This window comes from Novosphingobium aquiterrae (assembly GCF_042434435.1).
Taxonomy (GTDB): Bacteria; Pseudomonadota; Alphaproteobacteria; order Sphingomonadales; family Sphingomonadaceae; genus Novosphingobium; species Novosphingobium aquiterrae.
Window position 1 is genome coordinate 309,153 of sequence record NZ_JBHLTL010000011.1, and the last position, 15,779, is coordinate 324,931.

Sequence of the window (15,779 nt, forward strand, 5' to 3'; positions counted from 1 at the left end):
TCGCCTTAACGATCAAGACTGGCGAGGGCGAGCGCCAGCGCCGCATCGCTGCCGTATGCGGCAACATCGGCGCTCGGCACGCGCAGATCTGGCATGACGTCCTCGCGCGGGCGGCCGTCAACGTGCCACAGCTTTTCATTGGGCAGGCTGACCGTGATGCAGGCCGCCGGCATCTCGTCCTGGACGATCGCTCCGAGCAGCTGGCCCATCTGCGAGCCGACAATTGGCGCCTTTGCCGCCGCGTTGAGACCGACGACAATGCCTTCGCCCATTGAGCCGGTCCAGCGCCCGGCCAGCACCAAGGGCGCAGGGCGCAGCGGGCTGCGGGGCTGGACATATTCCAGCCAGATTCGCGGCACCCCGCTCTTGACCCGCTCCACCGTCAGTTCGTGGCGTTGGTAAGGCCGCGGTTCGGATACGAAATGGCCGATGATCGCCCGCGCCACGGTCGACGTGCCGCCGCTGGGCGTGTCGCGCATGTCGACGATCACATGCGACGCTGCGGGAAGGGCGGCCACGGCATCATCGAAGGCCTTGATCAGCGCGGTATCCCCCAGCGAATTGTTGACCCGCAGCACCGCCACGTCATGCCCGGCGGGATCGCTGCGATGGGAAACGGTCAGCGGCCCGGCCGGGCGGTGGACCGAGGCATAGCCGGCGGGCAGGTCGATCGTGCGCGCTCGGCCCGCAACACGAAAGGTCATGCGGCGTGGCTGTTCGAGACGTCCCGCGGCCAGGGCGTTGATGGCGTAGAGCAGCTGATCGGCACCGGGGGTCACGCCGATCGCGGCAAAGCGGCCGCGCGCGGTCTGGCGCGGATCGGCGCCATCGATCGCGGTCAGTTCCCAGCCGGGACGAATACCGCGGGCTGCAGCATCGCTGCCCGCCTTGACGTCGCTGACCACCAGCCGCTCGCCCTGCGCCGAAAGCCACAGATCCGCCGCCGACGGGATCCACGCCATCGATGGCTTGGAGGTAGGCGACACGTGCAGGTGGCTGTCGCGAAAGACCAGCATCAGCACTTCCAGCCGGTCTGCGAAAGTCAGGCGGTCGGGCGCGCTCTGCATTGCGGGCGCCGCTGCTGCAAAGGCCTGGGCACCGCCGGCACGGTCCCAATAGGCATAGTTGTCGGCAAATTCGCTGCTGACTTCGCGCCACGCCGCCGCCGCATCGAACGGCTTGGTGCTGCATTCCGGATCAGCCCAGGCCGCAGCGGGCAGGGCGAGGCAAGCCGCCACGGTGAGCAGTAGAGGCGCGAAGGATCGGCAGGACCGTTTCATCGACAGGCTCTTTGCCATAGCTGTACGGCGAAACAAGGCTTGCCGAAGTGGCGGGCATTTGTAACACCCTTGCTCCCATGGACACCACAACCGCAACCGAAGCCCGCTATTCGCGTGGCGCCGTCATTCTGCACTGGATTATTGCCGTGCTGATCGCCCTCAATTTTGCCGCTGCCTGGGTGGCTGAAGACATGCCCGGTCCGCAGAAGATGCAGATCATGGGCAACCACAAGGCGATCGGGATCGTGATCCTGGTGCTGACCGTGGCGCGGATCGCCTGGCGTCTGACGCACCGCCCGCCGCCGCCGTCCCCCGATCTGGCCACCTGGGAAGTGGCACTGTCCAAGGTCGTGCACGTGTTGCTCTATGTCCTCATGCTGTCGATCCCGCTGGGCGGCTGGGCAACCCATTCGGCCTTTGCCGGAGGCAAGCCGGTCAGCCTGTTCGGTATCGTCAACTGGCCCGGCCTGCCGATGGCGCAGGACAAGGTTCTTGGCGAAACCTTGGGCGGCGCGCACGGGACATTCGCTTGGGTCATGCTGGGGCTGCTGGCGCTGCATGTCGCCGGTGCGCTCAAGCACCGCTTCCTCGACCGCAATTCCAATGCACTCAAGCGGATGTGGTTCGGCGGCTAGGCCTGCTGGCAGACACGCCGCAAACGAAAGGGCCTCCGCGGTTTTGTCCGCGGAGGCCCTTCGCATTTCAGGTAAGGCAGCAGCTTACCAGAAGAAGTTGTTGATCACGTCGACCACTTCGCCGTCATAGATGTTGACCAGCAGCGCGTCGTCGTAATAGCGGACCCAGCGATAGGGGCCGTACACGTCGGGCAAGCGGTACTGGTACGGATCGTTGATCCAGTAGCGCTGGCTGTAGAACAGCGAGTCGAGATAGAACCCGATGCTCAGCCGGCGATAGGAATAGTTCCGGTACGGCGAATAATAGGTGCCCCAGCGGAAGATCGACGGGTTGGAGCTGCGATAGCGGTTCCAGTCGTAGCGGTTGTTGTCGCGCCAGCGGCGATCCCAGCTGCGGTGATCGTTGCCATAGCGGTTGTTCGACCAGTTCGAACCGCTGTTGCGCCACTGCTGGTTGCGCCACTGTTCGTTGTAGCGGTTCTGGTTGTTGTCGCGCCTGCGGTTGTTGTCGCGGCTCCAATCGCCGTCGCGGTTGGTCCCACGCCAGTCGCGACCGTCGCGATCGCCAACCCGGCGCGCGTGGTCGACCCACGATCCGGTCGGGGCACCATTGGTGCCGTTCGACCAGCCACCCCGACGATCGCCGTCGCGGCGGTCACCATCGCGGCGGTCGTTGTCGTTCGAACCGGACGCATTGCCCCAGCGCACGACAGGCCGCTGCACCGGGGCTGGCGTGGCGACCGGTGGCTGAACCTGCGGCTGCTGCCAGCCACCGCCCTGCCGACCTGCCCAGCCGCGGCTCTGGCCGCCGTTGCTGTCGTTTCCACCATTGCCGCCACGACCCCAGGCCGGAGCCTGTCCGCCGTTGCCGCGCGATTCATCGTTGCGCGCGCCCCAGGCCGGGGTCTGCTGACCTCCGCCGCTGCGCGCCTGATCGTTGCGACCACCCCAGGCTCGGGCCTGGCCATTTTCGGAGTTGCCGCGCGCGCTGCGCCCTTCAGGACGGCCCTGATCGTCGGGTTCTGCCAGGGCAACGCCAGGCAGCGCAATGGCCGCCACGGCAAGGGCCAGCGCAGTGCGAAGGCCGGAACGAGAAGCAAAGTTGGCGGCCATAGCCGTATCTCCATTCAACGCGCCGCAGCAGTGCGGCGTCCATGAGACACGGCCTATCCGAGTCGCGCTGTCACCAGCGTGAACGGCTTGGTAAGCTTTCCGTTCAGGTCACCTGGTCAGCTTCTTGTAGGCCAACCTGGTCGGCCGGTCCGCTGCATCGCCCAGTCTGCGGCGCTTGTCTTCTTCATAGGCGGCGAAGTTGCCTTCGAACCATTCGACGTGGCTGTTGCCTTCGAAGGCCAGGATATGCGTCGCCAGCCGGTCGAGGAAGAAGCGGTCGTGCGAAATCACCACGGCGCAGCCGGCGAAGTTTTCGATCGCGTCTTCCAGCGCGGCCAGGGTTTCGACGTCCAGATCGTTGGTCGGTTCGTCAAGCAGCAAGACATTGCCACCAGCCTTGAGCATCTTGGCCATGTGGACGCGGTTGCGTTCCCCGCCTGACAGCTTGCCGACGTTCTTCTGCTGGTCGGCACCCTTGAAATTGAACGCTCCGACATAGGCGCGGGTGCTCATCTCCTGCTTGTTGACGGTCATGTAGTCATGCCCGCCGGAGATTTCTTCCCAGACGTTGTTTTTGGGGTTCAGGTCGTCGCGGCTCTGGTCGACATAGCCGAGGTGCACGGTCGAACCGATCTCGACGGTCCCGCTGTCGGGCTGTTCCTTGCCGGTCAGGATGCGGAACAGGGTCGACTTGCCCGCGCCGTTGGGGCCGATGATCCCGACGATGCCGCCCGGAGGCAGCATGAACGAAAGGTCCTCGAACAGCAGCTTGTCGCCATAGGCCTTGGAAATGCCCTTGGCCTCGATCACCTTGCCGCCGAGGCGCTCGGGCACTTGGATGACGATCTGGGCCTTGCCGATCGGGCGGTTGTCCTGGGCGTTCTGCAGTTCCTCGAACTTGCGGATACGCGCCTTGCTTTTGGTCTGCCGTGCCGCCGGGGTCTGGCGGATCCATTCGAGTTCGCGGGTAAGCGCCTTCTGCTTGCCGCTTTCCTCGCGGTCTTCCTGCTCAAGCCGCTTGGCCTTCTTTTCCAGGTAGGTCGAATAGTTGCCCTCGTACGGGAAATAGCGCCCGCGATCGAGTTCGAGGATCCAGCCGACGACGTGATCGAGGAAGTAGCGGTCGTGGGTGATCATCAGCACCGCGCCGGCATATTCCTTGAGGTGGTTTTCCAGCCATTCGACGCTTTCCGCATCGAGGTGGTTGGTCGGTTCGTCCAGCAGCAGAATGTCGGGCTTCTGGATCAGCAGGCGGGTCAGCGCGATGCGGCGCTTTTCACCGCCCGAAAGGCTGTCCACCGGCCAGTCGCCCGGCGGGCAGCGCAGCGCTTCCATCGCGATTTCAAGCTGGTTGTCGAGCGTCCAGCCGTCGACCGCGTCGATCTTGGTCTGCAGCTCGCTCATCTCTTCGCCAAGCTTTTCGAAGTCGGCGTCGGGCTCGGCCATTTCCATGCTGATCGCATTGAACCGGTCGACCAGGTCGGCGGTGGCGCGCGCACCGTCCTTGACGTTTTCGAGGACCGTCTTGGTCTTGTCGAGTTCCGGCTCCTGCGGGAGATAGCCGACCGTGATGTTCTCGCCCGGCCAGGCCTCGCCGGTAAAGTCGGTGTCGATCCCGCCCATGATCTTCATTAGCGTCGACTTGCCCGCGCCGTTGGGGCCGACGATACCGATCTTGGCACCTTGATAGAACTGCAGGCTGATATCGCTGAGCACCGGCTTTTGCGCACCGGGGAAGGTCTTGGTCATGCCCTTCATGACAAAGGCGTACTGGGCGGCCATCGGATCCTCGAAACTGTAACTGGAAAGATTTAGGCGGCCTGTAGTGTCCAAAGTGCATGTTTGCAATGCACCGGGCGGCAGATATGGTTCCAGAACCGCCGGGCAATGCACATGGCGAATGGTCGCAAGATAACATCCTTGGTTGAGGAGATTACGAATGCGTACCAGTTCAATCTCCATCGCGCTTGCGATGGGTTCTGCCGGCCTTGCCGGCGCCTTCCTGGCGATATCCACCCCGGCGGCATCCCAGTCCGACAAGATGGCCCCGCTGCCGGCGCAACTGCCCGCAGCGACCATCTACCGCGATGCCGGCTATTCCGGGCCCGCAGTGGCCGTTTAGGATGCCAACCCGGACATGGGCCTGGCCTGGACGGTAAACTCGATCCGGATCACGGCCGGCACCTGGCAGCTGTGTCCGCAGACCCAGTACCGCGGTGCCTGCCGGACGATTACGACCAGCACCCCGATGATCCGTCCCATGGCCGGCCTGCCGGTCCAGTCGATCCGTCCGCTGGGCTGGATGGGACCGGGCGCGCCCGGCGACAATGCCTCGCTCCGCGGAATGGCGGCAGAATTCTATCCGGCCCCGGCACGCAACGGCATGCGCGTACTGGCCTGTACCCGAGGTTCTGCGACGGCTGCCTGCTCTGCCGCTACCGCCGACAATTTCTGCATCGCGATGGGCTATCGCGGTTCGGCCCGGCAGTCGATGGAGACGGTTCGGCAGCGTGTCTACCTGGCCGATACGCTCTGCACGCGCACCGGCTATTGAAAGGGACGATCATGAAAAAAGTCATGGCATCGCTGGCGGCATTCACCGCGCTGGCTGGCTGCCAGACGATCGGGGGACCGGGCGTCAGCAGCTATTTCGATTGCAACAACGGGACCATGCTCAAGGTCACCTACGCCAAGCGCGGTGCCACCGTGCAGGTCGGCGGAAGCGCTATTCCGATCTTCCTGCGCAGCGTGCCGTCGGTTGGCGGAACCAGCTTCGAGGGCGGCGGTTATAACCTGCGGGTGATGGGCGATACCGCGACATGGTCCGGACCGACGCGCGAAGCACCCAAGACCTGCAGCCGGGTCGCCGTTCCGCGCTGATCCGCAGCAGACAATTCGGTTTGGCGGCACCGTCCTGCTTGGCAAGGCGGTGCCGCCCCGATATGCCGCGGACATGAACCTCTCATTCCGCGCGCTCGCGCTCTCCGCCTCGTTCCTGATGACCGTGCAGACGGCAGCGGCGCAGCCCGCCAAGGACATGCCGGCCTCGGCCCCGTCCGATCAGACTGCATGGACAATTCTTGAGGACCTGACCACCGAGGTCGGCCAACGCCTCGCCGGGTCGCCGCGCGAAGCGGCGGCGCGTGACTGGGCTGTGGCGCGGCTGAAGGCCCTGGGCTTTGCCAATGTCCGCAGCGAGCCGTTCACGATCACCGCTTTCGTGCGCGGAGCCGAAACCGCGCGGCTGACCGCACCCTATCCCCAGCCGCTGCACATCACGGCGCTGGGCAATTCGGTGCCGACCCCGAAAGGCGGGCTGACCGCCGAAATGGTCTATTTCCCCAGCCTGGACGCGCTGAAGGCCGCACCGGCGGGATCGCTTAGCGGCAAGATTGCCTACATTGATAACCAGATGCGCGCCTACCAGGACGGCTCAGGCTATGGCCCCTATGGCAACGCCCGGCGCCAGGGCGCTGCAATCGCCTCGACCAAGGGTGCGCTGGCAACGGTGATCCGCTCGGCCGGAACCGACCACAACCGCGATCCGCACACCGGTGGGACGAACTTTCCGGCTGGGACGAAAGCCATTCCGGCCGGAGCGGTCTCCGCGCCCGATGCCGATCTGATCGCGCGCATTGCCGCGCGGGGCAAGCCGATGACCGTGGCACTGGTGCTGGAGGGCTACCCGCAGCCCAATGCGCCGTCGGGCAATGTGATTGCCGATCTGCCGGGCCGCGACCCGTCACTGCCGCCGATCCTGCTGGGTTGCCACCTGGATAGCTGGGACCTTGGCACCGGCGCGATCGATGACGGCGCGGGCTGCGCGATCATCACCGCTGCCGCCTTGCGCGCGCAGCAGGACGGCAAGACCCTGCGGACGATCCGTCTGCTGTGGGCCGGCAGCGAGGAACTGGGCGGCTTTGGCGGCGAGGCCTATGCCAAGGCCCACGCCGGTGAGCCGCACGCGCTCGCCATGGAAAGCGATTCCGGCGCAGACCGGGTCTGGCGCGTCCAGCTGGGCCTGGCCGAAAGCAACAAGGCCGTGGCCGACAAGGTGTCGGCTGCGCTGGCGCCGCTGGGCATCGTCAAGGGGCAGGGCAAGCCGCAGGGTGGCACCGATGTCGAACCAATCATCGCCGCGCAGAAGCTGGCGGTGATCGACCTCGATCAGGATGCGACGCGCTATTTCGACCTGCACCACACCCCCGACGATACGCTCGACAAGGTTGATCCGGCGCAGCTGGAACAGAATGTCGCGGCGTGGACCGCGGTGCTCAAGGTCGTCGCCAACGAGGCGGGGCCGCTGTCAGGCGCGAATTAGGCCACTCAGCGGCTTGCCTGCCGTTTCGGGGAACAGTCGAGCCGTCGCGATCGCGGGATCCAGCGAAAAGTGCCCGGCAATGGCGCCGGAAAGCAGGGCGTCCAGCGCTATCGTCGGCTTGAGATCGCGGCCTTCGTAAAGCTGCGCCGGGGCAAGGCCGGGCCAGTCGGCAAGGATGCGCCCGCCCGCAACAGTTCCGCCCAGCAGCATGGCGAGCGCGCCCGTGCCGTGATCGGTTCCGCCCGTGCCGTTCACCGCCGCGGTGCGGCCGAACTCTGTCGCGACGATGACCAGCGTGTCATTCCAGGTCGGGCCAAGCCCTTCCTTCAACGCGCCGATCAGCGCATCGAGGCCGCCAAGCTGTGCGGCCAGGCGGCCCTTCTGCTGGGCGTGCGTGTCCCATCCGGTTGTCTCGACCATGACCACGCGCGCGCCCTGCGCCCCGCTCATCAGCGAGGCGACCAATTTGCCCGCAGCCTCTCCGCCGCGGGCCCCGGCCAGATCGGTGCCCGCGGCCATGGCGCGGGTCTGCAGGGCTTCTTCCCACAGGCCGTGCAATTGCGGATCACCGGCATAGAGCTGCGAGACGCGTTGCAGCAGATCGCCCGGCGCATCGGGCAGGTTCGACGGGGCATAGCTGGCGACCGGATTGTCGCCGCGCAAGGCCGCCGGGATCGTCGCTGAGACTGCCAGAGCGCGCGCTTCGCCGGCCGGCAGCAGTGAGAGCAGCCGGTTCATCCAGCCATCCTTGCGCGCATAGGGAACAGTGCCGCCCGTTTCGAGCACGTTCTGCGCATCGAAGTGCGACCGCTCGCGATAAGGAGAGGCGATGGCATGGGCGAACAGCGCCTGCTTTGCGCCATAGAGCTGCGCGGTCTGGGCCAGGGCTGGATGGAGTGTGAACAGCGGATCGAGCCGGGCGCCGCCCTCCAGATTGGCCAGATCGCCGCGCAGCCCTGAATAGGCCTTGTCGCCAAGCGGGGCGAGGGTGGCGAGCCCGTCGGCGGCACCGCGCTGGATGATGAAGACCAGCCGCCGCTCGGTCGCGGCGCGGGCAAACGCGATGCGCGGGGCAAACAGGCTGGCGGCGCCGGCTGCAAGGATCTGGCGTCGGTCGAGTTTCATGGCTTACCTCCGCATCATTTCGGGGCTGGCGAGCAGCAACGCGAGCGCTTGCTGGCCGCTTTCGGCGCGGGCCAGCGCGGTCCGGGTGGCGTCACTGACAGCGCCGGGAAACAGCGCCAGCGACAATTGCCTGGCATCGACGGTCGCGGCCCGCGCGGCAATCCGCTGTGCCACTTCGATCCGCCGATAGAGTGCATCGGGGCCGGCCCAGCTTGGCGCAGCATCGTCATAGCCGGCGGGCGATCCGGGCTTCCAAACCGCCTGGCCCAGCTGCTGGAATGCCGCCGCAGCGGTCGCGCCGGGCAGGGCGATAACACCGGTGCCGCGCAGCGCGGCAATGGTCCACTCCCACGGGGTGCGGAACTTCGTTGCCGTCTCCGACCACGGCTCGGGCGCCTCGATCAAGGCGCGATAGATCGTCGGCAGATCACCGCCGGAACGCAGGTACGCCTGCTCCAGCCGGGTGACCAGTGCAGGCGGCGGGTCGTCGGCGGCAAAGTGACGCGCCAGCTTGGTGGCAATGTGCCGGGCGGTTGCCGGGTGGACCGCCAGATCGTCAAGCACGGCCTGGGCCTGACGTGCGCCCGGCTGGTCATAGCGCTTGCCCATGATGGTGCGCGGGCCCGGCTCGTGGATGAACTCGGCAAAGGTAAAGCCATCACCACTGCCCTGCAGCGCGGGCAAGCGGCCCAAACCGCCGACGGTCCAGCCGGTCAGCGCGCGGGCGAATTCGGTGACGTCGGCCTGGCTGTAGCCGCTGCGCACGCCAAGGGTATGCAGTTCAAGGATTTCGCGCGCGAGGTTCTCGTTCAGTCCGCGGTCGCGGCCGCGCTGGGCGGCGCGCCGGCCAAGCCGGCTTCCGGGTCCGATCGATTGCGCCTGATCGAGATAGAGCAGCATCGCCGGGTGCCTCTCCACTTCTCGAAGCATTTGCCCGAAGCTGCCGAGAATATTGGGGCGGATCGCCTCGAACTCGAATGCGCCGGCCAGGCCCACGGTGACAATCTTGTCTACCGAAATGGCGAAGTGGTTGGACCAGAAATGAACCAGCCGCTCGGCAAACGGCGTGTCGCTGCCCAGCGCGCTGGCCGTCCGGGCGCCGACAGCGGCGACGTACTCTTCGCGCAGGTCTTTGTAAGGTCCAGGCATTCCGGCCCTGGCACGGGGGTTTTTGCCAGTGGCAGGCTCACTCTCAGGGGTCGGCTGCTGCGCGGCGTCGGCCTTGCTCTCTTTCCGATCGGCCTGCGCCTCGCGCAGCATGGCGATCAATGCCGGCGTTCCGGGCAACCGGGCGATCACCTCCGGGCGCGGGTTGTACCGGCTCAGTTGGTCGAGCAGCCAGCGACGCGGATCGGTGATCGGACTGTCGTTGCCGCGCGCACCCAGGCCAAAGCGATTGAGAGCCACGCTTGCCTCGCCCATTGCCGAATCTCCTGTGCGCTGACCAATTCACGCGACAGACTGCGCGAATGCTCCAGCGCGGTCTTGCCGCAAAATGTATTGCTTTGTCGCGGCAAAGTGCGCTGCGAAAACTGAACATCGGCTTGCCGGGCCAGAGCGTGCCATTCTAAGACCGGTCAACTGACGGGGCAGGGGTCCCGATCTGGGAGCGTCGATGACAGACCGAACCGTGCCAGCCGATCCGCAAGCCGCGATGATGCGCCTGGGGTGCTGCTATTATCCCGAGCATTGGCCCGAAGCGATGTGGCCGCAGGATGCGGCGCGGATGGTCGCGGCCGGGCTCAGCCGGGTGCGGATCGGCGAATTTGCCTGGAGCCGGATCGAACCCGAGCCAGGCCGCTTCGACTGGGGCTGGCTGGACCGGGCGATTGCAGTTCTGGGCCAGGCCGGGCTGGGCGTGATTCTGGGCACGCCGACCGCAACCCCGCCCAAGTGGCTGGTCGACCGCATGCCCGGGATGATCGCGCTGGACGAACAGGGCCGGCCGCGCCGGTTTGGCTCGCGGCGGCACTATTGCTTCAGCCACGCCGGATATCGCGCCGAGGCGGTGCGCATCACCCGCGCCGTAGCCGAACGTTATGGCCGGCATCCCGCGGTGATCGCGTGGCAGACGGACAACGAGTATGGCTGCCATGACAGCGTGGTCAGCTTTTCTGAGGCGGCGCGCGCGGCCTTTCGCAGATGGCTGGCGGCGCGCTACGGCACGGTCGACGCGCTCAACCGGGCCTGGGGCAATGTCTTCTGGTCGATGGAATACCGCAGCTTTGATGAAGTCGAGCTGCCCAACCTGACCGTGACCGAGGCCAATCCGGCGCACTGGCTGGCTTTCCGGCGGTTTTCCTCCGATCAGGTCGTCGCGTTCAATCGCGCCCAGGTCGAAGTGCTGCGATCGCTTTCGCCCGGCCGCGACGTGATGCACAATTTCATGGGCTTCTTCACCCAGTTCGATCATCATGACGTGGCTGCTGACATCGATGTGGCTGGTTGGGACAGCTATCCGCTGGGCTTCCTTGACAGCTTCCGCTTTTCGGCTGCCGACAGGCTGGCCTATGCCCGACAGGGCCACCCCGACATCGCCGCGTTCCACCACGATCTGTATCGTGGATGCCATCCCGACGGGCGCTGGTGGGTGATCGAGCAGCAGCCAGGTCCGGTCAACTGGTCAGCCCATAATCCCGCGCCGCTGCCCGGCATGGTACGGCTCTGGACGCTGGAAGCGATGGCCCACGGCGCCGAACTGGTCAGCTATTTCCGCTGGCGCCAGTTTCCCCAGGCGCAGGAACAGAACCACGCCGGCTTGCTGCGGCCCGACAGCTCTGATGCGCCGGGTCTGGGCGAAGCACGACAGGCGGCTGCCGACATCGCGCAGATCGGGCCAACAGGCGCGCCGCCGCGCACGGTCGCGCTGGTTTTCGCTTACGATGCGGACTGGATTACGACGATCCAGCCCCAGGGCCGGGGCTTTTCCGCGCTGTGGGCGGCGTTCGATTGCTATACCGCGCTGCGCCGGCTGGGGCTGGATGTCGACATAATCCCGCCAGGGCGGTCGCTGGATGGCTATGCGCTGTGCGTCCTGCCTTGCCTTCCGCACATCCCAGACGCGCTGGCCCAGCAGTTGGCGCGCTTCACCGGTCAGGTCGTGATCGGCCCGCGCAGTGGCAGCCGTACCGCCGAATTCGCCATTCCCGAGGGGCTGGCCCCCGGCGTGCTGCGCGACGTCCTGCCGATGCGAGTGACGCACGTTGAAAGCCTGCCGCCGGGCCTGGCGCACCGCGGAGATGGCTGGGCGATGACGCGCTGGATCGACCATGCAGAGGGAGCGATGACGCCGGAACTGGTTGCCGAGGATGGCACCGTCGCTGTCTGGCGGCACGGCAAGTACCGTTACCTGGCGACCTGGCCCGAGCTCGCGCTGGCCGCCGTGCTGATGCGCCGCGCTGCGATCGACGCTGGCCTTGCGGTTCACGACCTGCCCGAAGGCCTGCGCCTGCACCGCGCCGGATCACGCACTTTCGCGTTCAACTATGCCAACCGGCCAGTCGAAGTTCCGCAATCAGTTGAAGGGAACCCGGTGATCGGCCAGCGCAATCTCGGTCCGGCCGAAGTTTGCGTGTTTGAAGCCTCGTCGATTTGAAAAAATTGGTCGGGGAGACAGGATTCGAACCTGCGACATCTTGCTCCCAAAGCAAGCGCGCTACCGGACTGCGCCACTCCCCGACCTGGGGTATTTCTGTCCGTGGTGGGCCCGGCAGGACTCGAACCCGCGACCTAGCCGTTATGAGCGGCCAGCTCTAACCAACTGAGCTACAGGCCCCTAGCCCGGAAGGACCCGGACGGACGCCGCGCGGGTTAGCGGGGAAGGGTGGATTAGGCAAGCTCGACGGATGCCATGATTTCGACAACCGTCGTCGGCGCGACATTGCGCTTCCTCAGATAGGCGAAAACCCCGCGCCACCAGTCGTACAGCGCGTCCAGATCATCCTCGTTGCGCACATAGGGCGTATAGCCCGGGGCAAGCGATGGACTGTGGAACGAGAAGACCAGTACAGGCAGCCCCATGTCGAGCGCAATGTCGATGCCGCGCAGCGCCTCGGGCAGGGTAACGCCTTCGGGGGTCAGCGGAATCCGCTCCATGATCCCCAGCCGCGACAGCACCCCGCGCATCTGCGGAATGCGCCACAGCCGCGGATAGAGCCAGTCGCCGATCTGGCGCAGCATGCCGGAATAGACCGTGGTCAGCGGCAGCTCCATCAGCCGGCGGTCGGCGTCGATCCACCACGGGGTCAGCGGCAGACGACGGAAATTGGGGCCACCGGCAAAGCTGTAGTCGAAGTTCGAGCGCACCGAGGTGTCGATGGCGATCCCGCCGTCGGCCAGGATCTGCGCGGTATTCGGCCCGATCCCATAGCGTCCGGCGCGGTAGATCAGCGGAGCTTTGCCGAAATTGCCCTCGATCGCCTGGCGCAGCCGCGTGAACTTTTCCCGTTCCAGTGCCGGATCGAGATTGCCGGCAAAGCTGTTGTATTCGGTGACGTCTTCATCGTGCGGCGGACTGACCCAGGGGTGCAGCTGGACGCCGATCTCGGCGCGGCCTTCGGCCAGCGGGCCGCGCAGGATGTCAGCCGCGGCCGGCGATGTGGCGATCGGATAGTCGACCAGATAGATCGGGCAGATTCCCGCGCCCTGGCAGAACTCCTGAAAGCGGGCCAGCCGCGCAATGGTGTGGACGGTATGGCCGGACCGTTCGATTGGCTTGTTCCAGTCGAACTCTTCCTCGGTGTCGACGGTCAGGATGAAGCGCTGGCCAAAGTCCGGCGCGAAACGCACCGCGCTGCCGGGGGCCGGGGGATCGGTAATGCGGATACCCGCCACGATATTAAGGCCCCTTGCTGTGTCCCGTCAGGCCGCTGGAGCAGACGCCTCGTCTGTCGCGGCAGTGTCGCTATCGCTATGGGGGTCGGCGGTTGCGGTCAAGCCCGGCAGGATCAGCCGCAGCCGGTCGCCCTTGTGGACAAGCCGCCCGCCGGCGGCACTTGCTTCAGCCGCGACCAGGCGCAGGGCAAAGCCGACACCGAAGACGCCGGCGGCGATAACTTGCGGCACTGCCCCGGCGGACGTTTCGAACAAGGCCTTTTCGTCCCGCACGGCAAGGATCGCGGGCAAGGCGACATCCAGGCGGATGTTGGCATTGCGCCTTTGCAGCTTCAACCGCAGCACTTCACCCGGACCCGATACGCCGGCCAGCGTGGCCAGCAACCGCCACACAAGCCGTTCCACCTCGATGCGCGCCAATGGCACCGCCAGCGGGGCAGCGGCGATCTTCACGGCAAAGCCGCTGCCCCGCTGCCGGGTGTGGGCGGCCAGCTGGGCAACAGTGGCTTCCACTGCGGCCGCAAGATCAGTCTGGCCGGCCTCGATCTCGACAGCGCCGCTTTCCAGCTTGGCCAGTCGCTCCAGTTCTTCGAAGGCGGCGAGCATCCGCGCGGCATCGCCGGCGATTGTCGCGGCCAGGGCGCGGTATTCGTGCGGGGTCGGGCCGAACAGCTGCTGCTGGATCACCTCGGCAAATCCCTGGATCGCGTTCACCGGCGTGCGCAGTTCGTGCAGCATCTGGCGAATGCGATCGGCCTGGCTGTCGGGCCTCTGCCGGGGTGCGGCCGGAGCTTCCGCGCGTGTCTCTGTGGGGCGGCGCATCCGTCCGCGCCAGCCCAGGTGGCGCCCGGTCAACGGATCGAACCACGGCGCAGCGTCAACCTGCCAGTGCCCGGCAATCGCCGGCGCGCCTTCCAGGGTCAGGCCCAGCGCGCGCAGCGGCTGGCGGCCGCGCAGGGCCTCGCGCAGGGGGCCATGGGCGCGTTCATCCAGCGCGCCGAGGGCGCGGCCGATCATCATCGGTGCGCTGCCCGGATCGGCCCAGACCACGCGGCCCGCCGCATCGGTGGCAAAGTCGAAAGCGCGAACCTGCGCCGGTGCCTCGAACAGATGGTCTTCATCCAGCGGCAGACGCGGCGCATCGGTGTTGGCCGGAACGTGATCGACCACCTGGCGCGCCTTGCGATAGGCTTCGATCTTGCGCACGATCGCACCGATACCCTGATCGGGCGCGGCGGACGGCGCAGCCGGCGGCGCGGATTCGATCAGCGTATCGATATGGTTGGCGGCGCGGTGCGCGGGCGCGTCGGCAACCGCACTGCGCGCTGGCGGCAGGCCGCGGTCGCGGATGCCCAGCCGGGCCAGTTGCGCTTCTACTGCCAGGCTCAGATCCCGGCGGCGGCGGACATGGCCGCGGGCCGCGATCGGCAGGGCGGGCACCAGGTCAAGCCATTCGTCCTCGCCCAGCTCAGCGCGGTCAAGCGCAGCCTGGGCAACCAGCGAATCGTCGCCCGCCAGGTTGGCGACCAGCCGGGTCGAGCGCAACCGCAGCCCGCGGTCGCGAATCATCCCGGCGCGTTCCTCGGGCGGAATGGTTGCAGCCAGATCGGCCAGCCGGGTGAACGCACAGTCAACCTGATCGCCGCGCGCCTCGCTGGGCAGGGTGCCCAGCAGATCGAGCAATTGCCGGTACTGGATGCGGCGCACCGCCGGACCGTCCGCCCGAAGGCGCAATACGGTTCCAAGACGGTCGTCATAATGCATCATCTATTCCGGGTATGGTGGCCCGCTCCTATACAGCGTTCGGGGCTGTGCGGGTGGGGCATAGCAAACTTGTCCCCAGCGTGAACCGGCAGCAATTGCAGCGTTGCAAAGCGGGACAATTGCGATATGAAATAATAATATTAGCGCAGGAACGGTTCGGGGCTGCGTTTGTTGCTGAATTCGAAAAGTGTGCCGCGGCCGGGTGGGGCTGCTTCAAACGGGCGCGCCAAGGGGTGGGTTGCATGGCAAATCTCGATACGATCGATCGGCGCTTGCTCGCCGAATTGCAGGACGAAGGCCGCGTCACCAACGTGGAACTGGCCAACCGCGTCGGCCTGACCGCGCCGCCGTGCCTGCGCCGGGTCCGCGCGCTCGAGGAATCGGGCGTGATTCGCGGCTACCACGCCGATCTCGACGCCTCGAAGCTGGGTTTTGCCATAACTGTCTTCGCCATGGTTAGCCTCAAGAGCCAGGCCGAGGATTCCCTGCGGCAGTTCGAAGAAGCGATGCGCGACCTGCCAGAAGTGCGCGAATGCCACATGCTCAACGGCGAGATCGATTTCATCCTCAAGATCGTTAGCAAGGACCTGCAGAGCTTTCAGGAATTCCTGACCAGCAAGCTGACCCCGGCGCCGAACGTGGCGAGCGTGAAGACCAGTCTGACGATCCGGACGGCGAAGCAGATGCCCGGGGTGCCGTTGGAGTAGG

The 15,779-nt window shown here is 66.2% G+C and carries 14 protein-coding genes and 2 tRNA genes; 7 read left to right on the forward strand and 9 right to left on the reverse strand.

The window, feature by feature from the left end:
- Positions 1–5: 5 nt before the first annotated feature.
- Positions 6–1,280 carry a S41 family peptidase gene (locus ACFFF7_RS14980; RefSeq protein WP_379482162.1) on the reverse strand — a complete coding sequence of 425 codons (1,275 nt, stop codon included), beginning with the start codon at positions 1,278–1,280 and terminating at the stop codon, positions 6–8.
- Between the two features lie 77 nt (positions 1,281–1,357).
- On the opposite strand from ACFFF7_RS14980, the gene ACFFF7_RS14985 reads away from it, so the two are divergent.
- Complete coding sequence (locus tag ACFFF7_RS14985; protein WP_379482163.1) at positions 1,358–1,915, forward strand: cytochrome b; 558 nt, start codon at positions 1,358–1,360, stop codon at positions 1,913–1,915.
- 84 nt (positions 1,916–1,999) lie between these two features.
- Here ACFFF7_RS14985 and ACFFF7_RS14990 read toward each other — a convergent pair whose 3' ends face one another.
- The gene (locus ACFFF7_RS14990) at positions 2,000–3,028 is read right to left on the reverse strand and encodes an RcnB family protein (protein WP_379482164.1); all 1,029 of its coding nucleotides are present in this window, start codon (positions 3,026–3,028) and stop codon (positions 2,000–2,002) included.
- A 108-nt stretch (positions 3,029–3,136) separates the two neighbouring features.
- Complete coding sequence (gene ettA / locus ACFFF7_RS14995) at positions 3,137–4,810, reverse strand: energy-dependent translational throttle protein EttA (RefSeq protein ID WP_379482165.1); 1,674 nt, start codon at positions 4,808–4,810, stop codon at positions 3,137–3,139.
- A 157-nt stretch (positions 4,811–4,967) separates the two neighbouring features.
- Here ettA and ACFFF7_RS15000 point away from each other — a divergent pair, with 157 nt between their 5' ends.
- The 4 genes from ACFFF7_RS15000 to ACFFF7_RS15015 all read left to right on the forward strand — a co-directional run bounded on the left by ACFFF7_RS15000 (position 4,968) and on the right by ACFFF7_RS15015 (position 7,349).
- The gene (locus ACFFF7_RS15000; RefSeq protein WP_379482166.1) at positions 4,968–5,150 is read left to right on the forward strand and encodes a hypothetical protein; all 183 of its coding nucleotides are present in this window, start codon (positions 4,968–4,970) and stop codon (positions 5,148–5,150) included.
- A gap of 15 nt (positions 5,151–5,165) precedes the next feature.
- The gene (locus ACFFF7_RS15005; protein WP_379482167.1) at positions 5,166–5,582 is read left to right on the forward strand and encodes a hypothetical protein; all 417 of its coding nucleotides are present in this window, start codon (positions 5,166–5,168) and stop codon (positions 5,580–5,582) included.
- A gap of 11 nt (positions 5,583–5,593) precedes the next feature.
- Positions 5,594–5,908 (forward strand): hypothetical protein, encoded by a 315-nt coding sequence (locus ACFFF7_RS15010; RefSeq protein WP_379482168.1) that lies wholly within the window; start codon positions 5,594–5,596, stop codon positions 5,906–5,908.
- 73 nt (positions 5,909–5,981) lie between these two features.
- Positions 5,982–7,349, forward strand: a complete 1,368-nt coding sequence (locus ACFFF7_RS15015) for a M28 family peptidase (protein WP_379482169.1) — start codon at positions 5,982–5,984, stop codon at positions 7,347–7,349.
- Here the strand turns inward: ACFFF7_RS15015 and ACFFF7_RS15020 are convergent.
- On the reverse strand, positions 7,335–8,474 hold the full coding sequence (locus ACFFF7_RS15020) for a DUF1501 domain-containing protein (RefSeq protein WP_379482170.1): 1,140 nt from the start codon (positions 8,472–8,474) through the stop codon (positions 7,335–7,337). The two genes, ACFFF7_RS15015 and ACFFF7_RS15020, sit on opposite strands and share 15 nt — an antisense overlap.
- Positions 8,475–8,477: 3 nt before the next feature.
- Positions 8,478–9,896, reverse strand: a complete 1,419-nt coding sequence (locus tag ACFFF7_RS15025; RefSeq protein WP_379482171.1) for a DUF1800 domain-containing protein — start codon at positions 9,894–9,896, stop codon at positions 8,478–8,480.
- Between the two features lie 193 nt (positions 9,897–10,089).
- Here ACFFF7_RS15025 and ACFFF7_RS15030 point away from each other — a divergent pair, with 193 nt between their 5' ends.
- Positions 10,090–12,069, forward strand: a complete 1,980-nt coding sequence (locus ACFFF7_RS15030) for a beta-galactosidase (protein ID WP_379482172.1) — start codon at positions 10,090–10,092, stop codon at positions 12,067–12,069.
- Positions 12,070–12,075: 6 nt separating this feature from the next.
- On the opposite strand, the gene ACFFF7_RS15035 is transcribed toward ACFFF7_RS15030, so the two are convergent.
- From ACFFF7_RS15035 to ACFFF7_RS15050, 4 genes are all read right to left on the reverse strand, one after another.
- Positions 12,076–12,152, reverse strand: a tRNA-Pro gene (locus ACFFF7_RS15035).
- A 20-nt stretch (positions 12,153–12,172) separates the two neighbouring features.
- A tRNA-Ile gene (locus ACFFF7_RS15040) sits at positions 12,173–12,249 on the reverse strand.
- A 53-nt stretch (positions 12,250–12,302) separates the two neighbouring features.
- Complete coding sequence (locus tag ACFFF7_RS15045; RefSeq protein WP_379482173.1) at positions 12,303–13,307, reverse strand: polysaccharide deacetylase family protein; 1,005 nt, start codon at positions 13,305–13,307, stop codon at positions 12,303–12,305.
- A gap of 27 nt (positions 13,308–13,334) precedes the next feature.
- Complete coding sequence (locus ACFFF7_RS15050) at positions 13,335–15,071, reverse strand: sensor histidine kinase (RefSeq protein ID WP_379482174.1); 1,737 nt, start codon at positions 15,069–15,071, stop codon at positions 13,335–13,337.
- 242 nt (positions 15,072–15,313) lie between these two features.
- On the opposite strand from ACFFF7_RS15050, the gene ACFFF7_RS15055 reads away from it, so the two are divergent.
- Positions 15,314–15,778: an Lrp/AsnC family transcriptional regulator gene (locus tag ACFFF7_RS15055; protein WP_379482175.1), complete on the forward strand. Its 465-nt coding sequence runs from the start codon at positions 15,314–15,316 to the stop codon at positions 15,776–15,778.
- Position 15,779 lies beyond the last annotated feature (1 nt).

Bases quoted from the DNA above. Each gene is read 5' to 3' on its own strand.
- ACFFF7_RS15010 (WP_379482168.1), top strand. From the start codon at position 5,594: ATGAAAAAAGTCATGGCATCGCTGGCGGCATTCACCGCGCTGGCTGGC.
- ACFFF7_RS14980 (WP_379482162.1), bottom strand. From the start codon at position 1,280: ATGAAACGGTCCTGCCGATCCTTCGCGCCTCTACTGCTCACCGTGGCG.
- ettA (WP_379482165.1), bottom strand. From the start codon at position 4,810: ATGGCCGCCCAGTACGCCTTTGTCATGAAGGGCATGACCAAGACCTTC.
- ACFFF7_RS15000 (WP_379482166.1), top strand. From the start codon at position 4,968: ATGCGTACCAGTTCAATCTCCATCGCGCTTGCGATGGGTTCTGCCGGC.
- ACFFF7_RS15005 (WP_379482167.1), top strand. From the start codon at position 5,166: ATGGGCCTGGCCTGGACGGTAAACTCGATCCGGATCACGGCCGGCACC.
- ACFFF7_RS15050 (WP_379482174.1), bottom strand. From the start codon at position 15,071: ATGCATTATGACGACCGTCTTGGAACCGTATTGCGCCTTCGGGCGGAC.
- ACFFF7_RS15055 (WP_379482175.1), top strand. From the start codon at position 15,314: ATGGCAAATCTCGATACGATCGATCGGCGCTTGCTCGCCGAATTGCAG.
- ACFFF7_RS14990 (WP_379482164.1), bottom strand. From the start codon at position 3,028: ATGGCCGCCAACTTTGCTTCTCGTTCCGGCCTTCGCACTGCGCTGGCC.
- ACFFF7_RS15015 (WP_379482169.1), top strand. From the start codon at position 5,982: ATGAACCTCTCATTCCGCGCGCTCGCGCTCTCCGCCTCGTTCCTGATG.
- ACFFF7_RS15030 (WP_379482172.1), top strand. From the start codon at position 10,090: ATGACAGACCGAACCGTGCCAGCCGATCCGCAAGCCGCGATGATGCGC.
- ACFFF7_RS15025 (WP_379482171.1), bottom strand. From the start codon at position 9,896: ATGGGCGAGGCAAGCGTGGCTCTCAATCGCTTTGGCCTGGGTGCGCGC.
- ACFFF7_RS14985 (WP_379482163.1), top strand. From the start codon at position 1,358: ATGGACACCACAACCGCAACCGAAGCCCGCTATTCGCGTGGCGCCGTC.
- ACFFF7_RS15020 (WP_379482170.1), bottom strand. From the start codon at position 8,474: ATGAAACTCGACCGACGCCAGATCCTTGCAGCCGGCGCCGCCAGCCTG.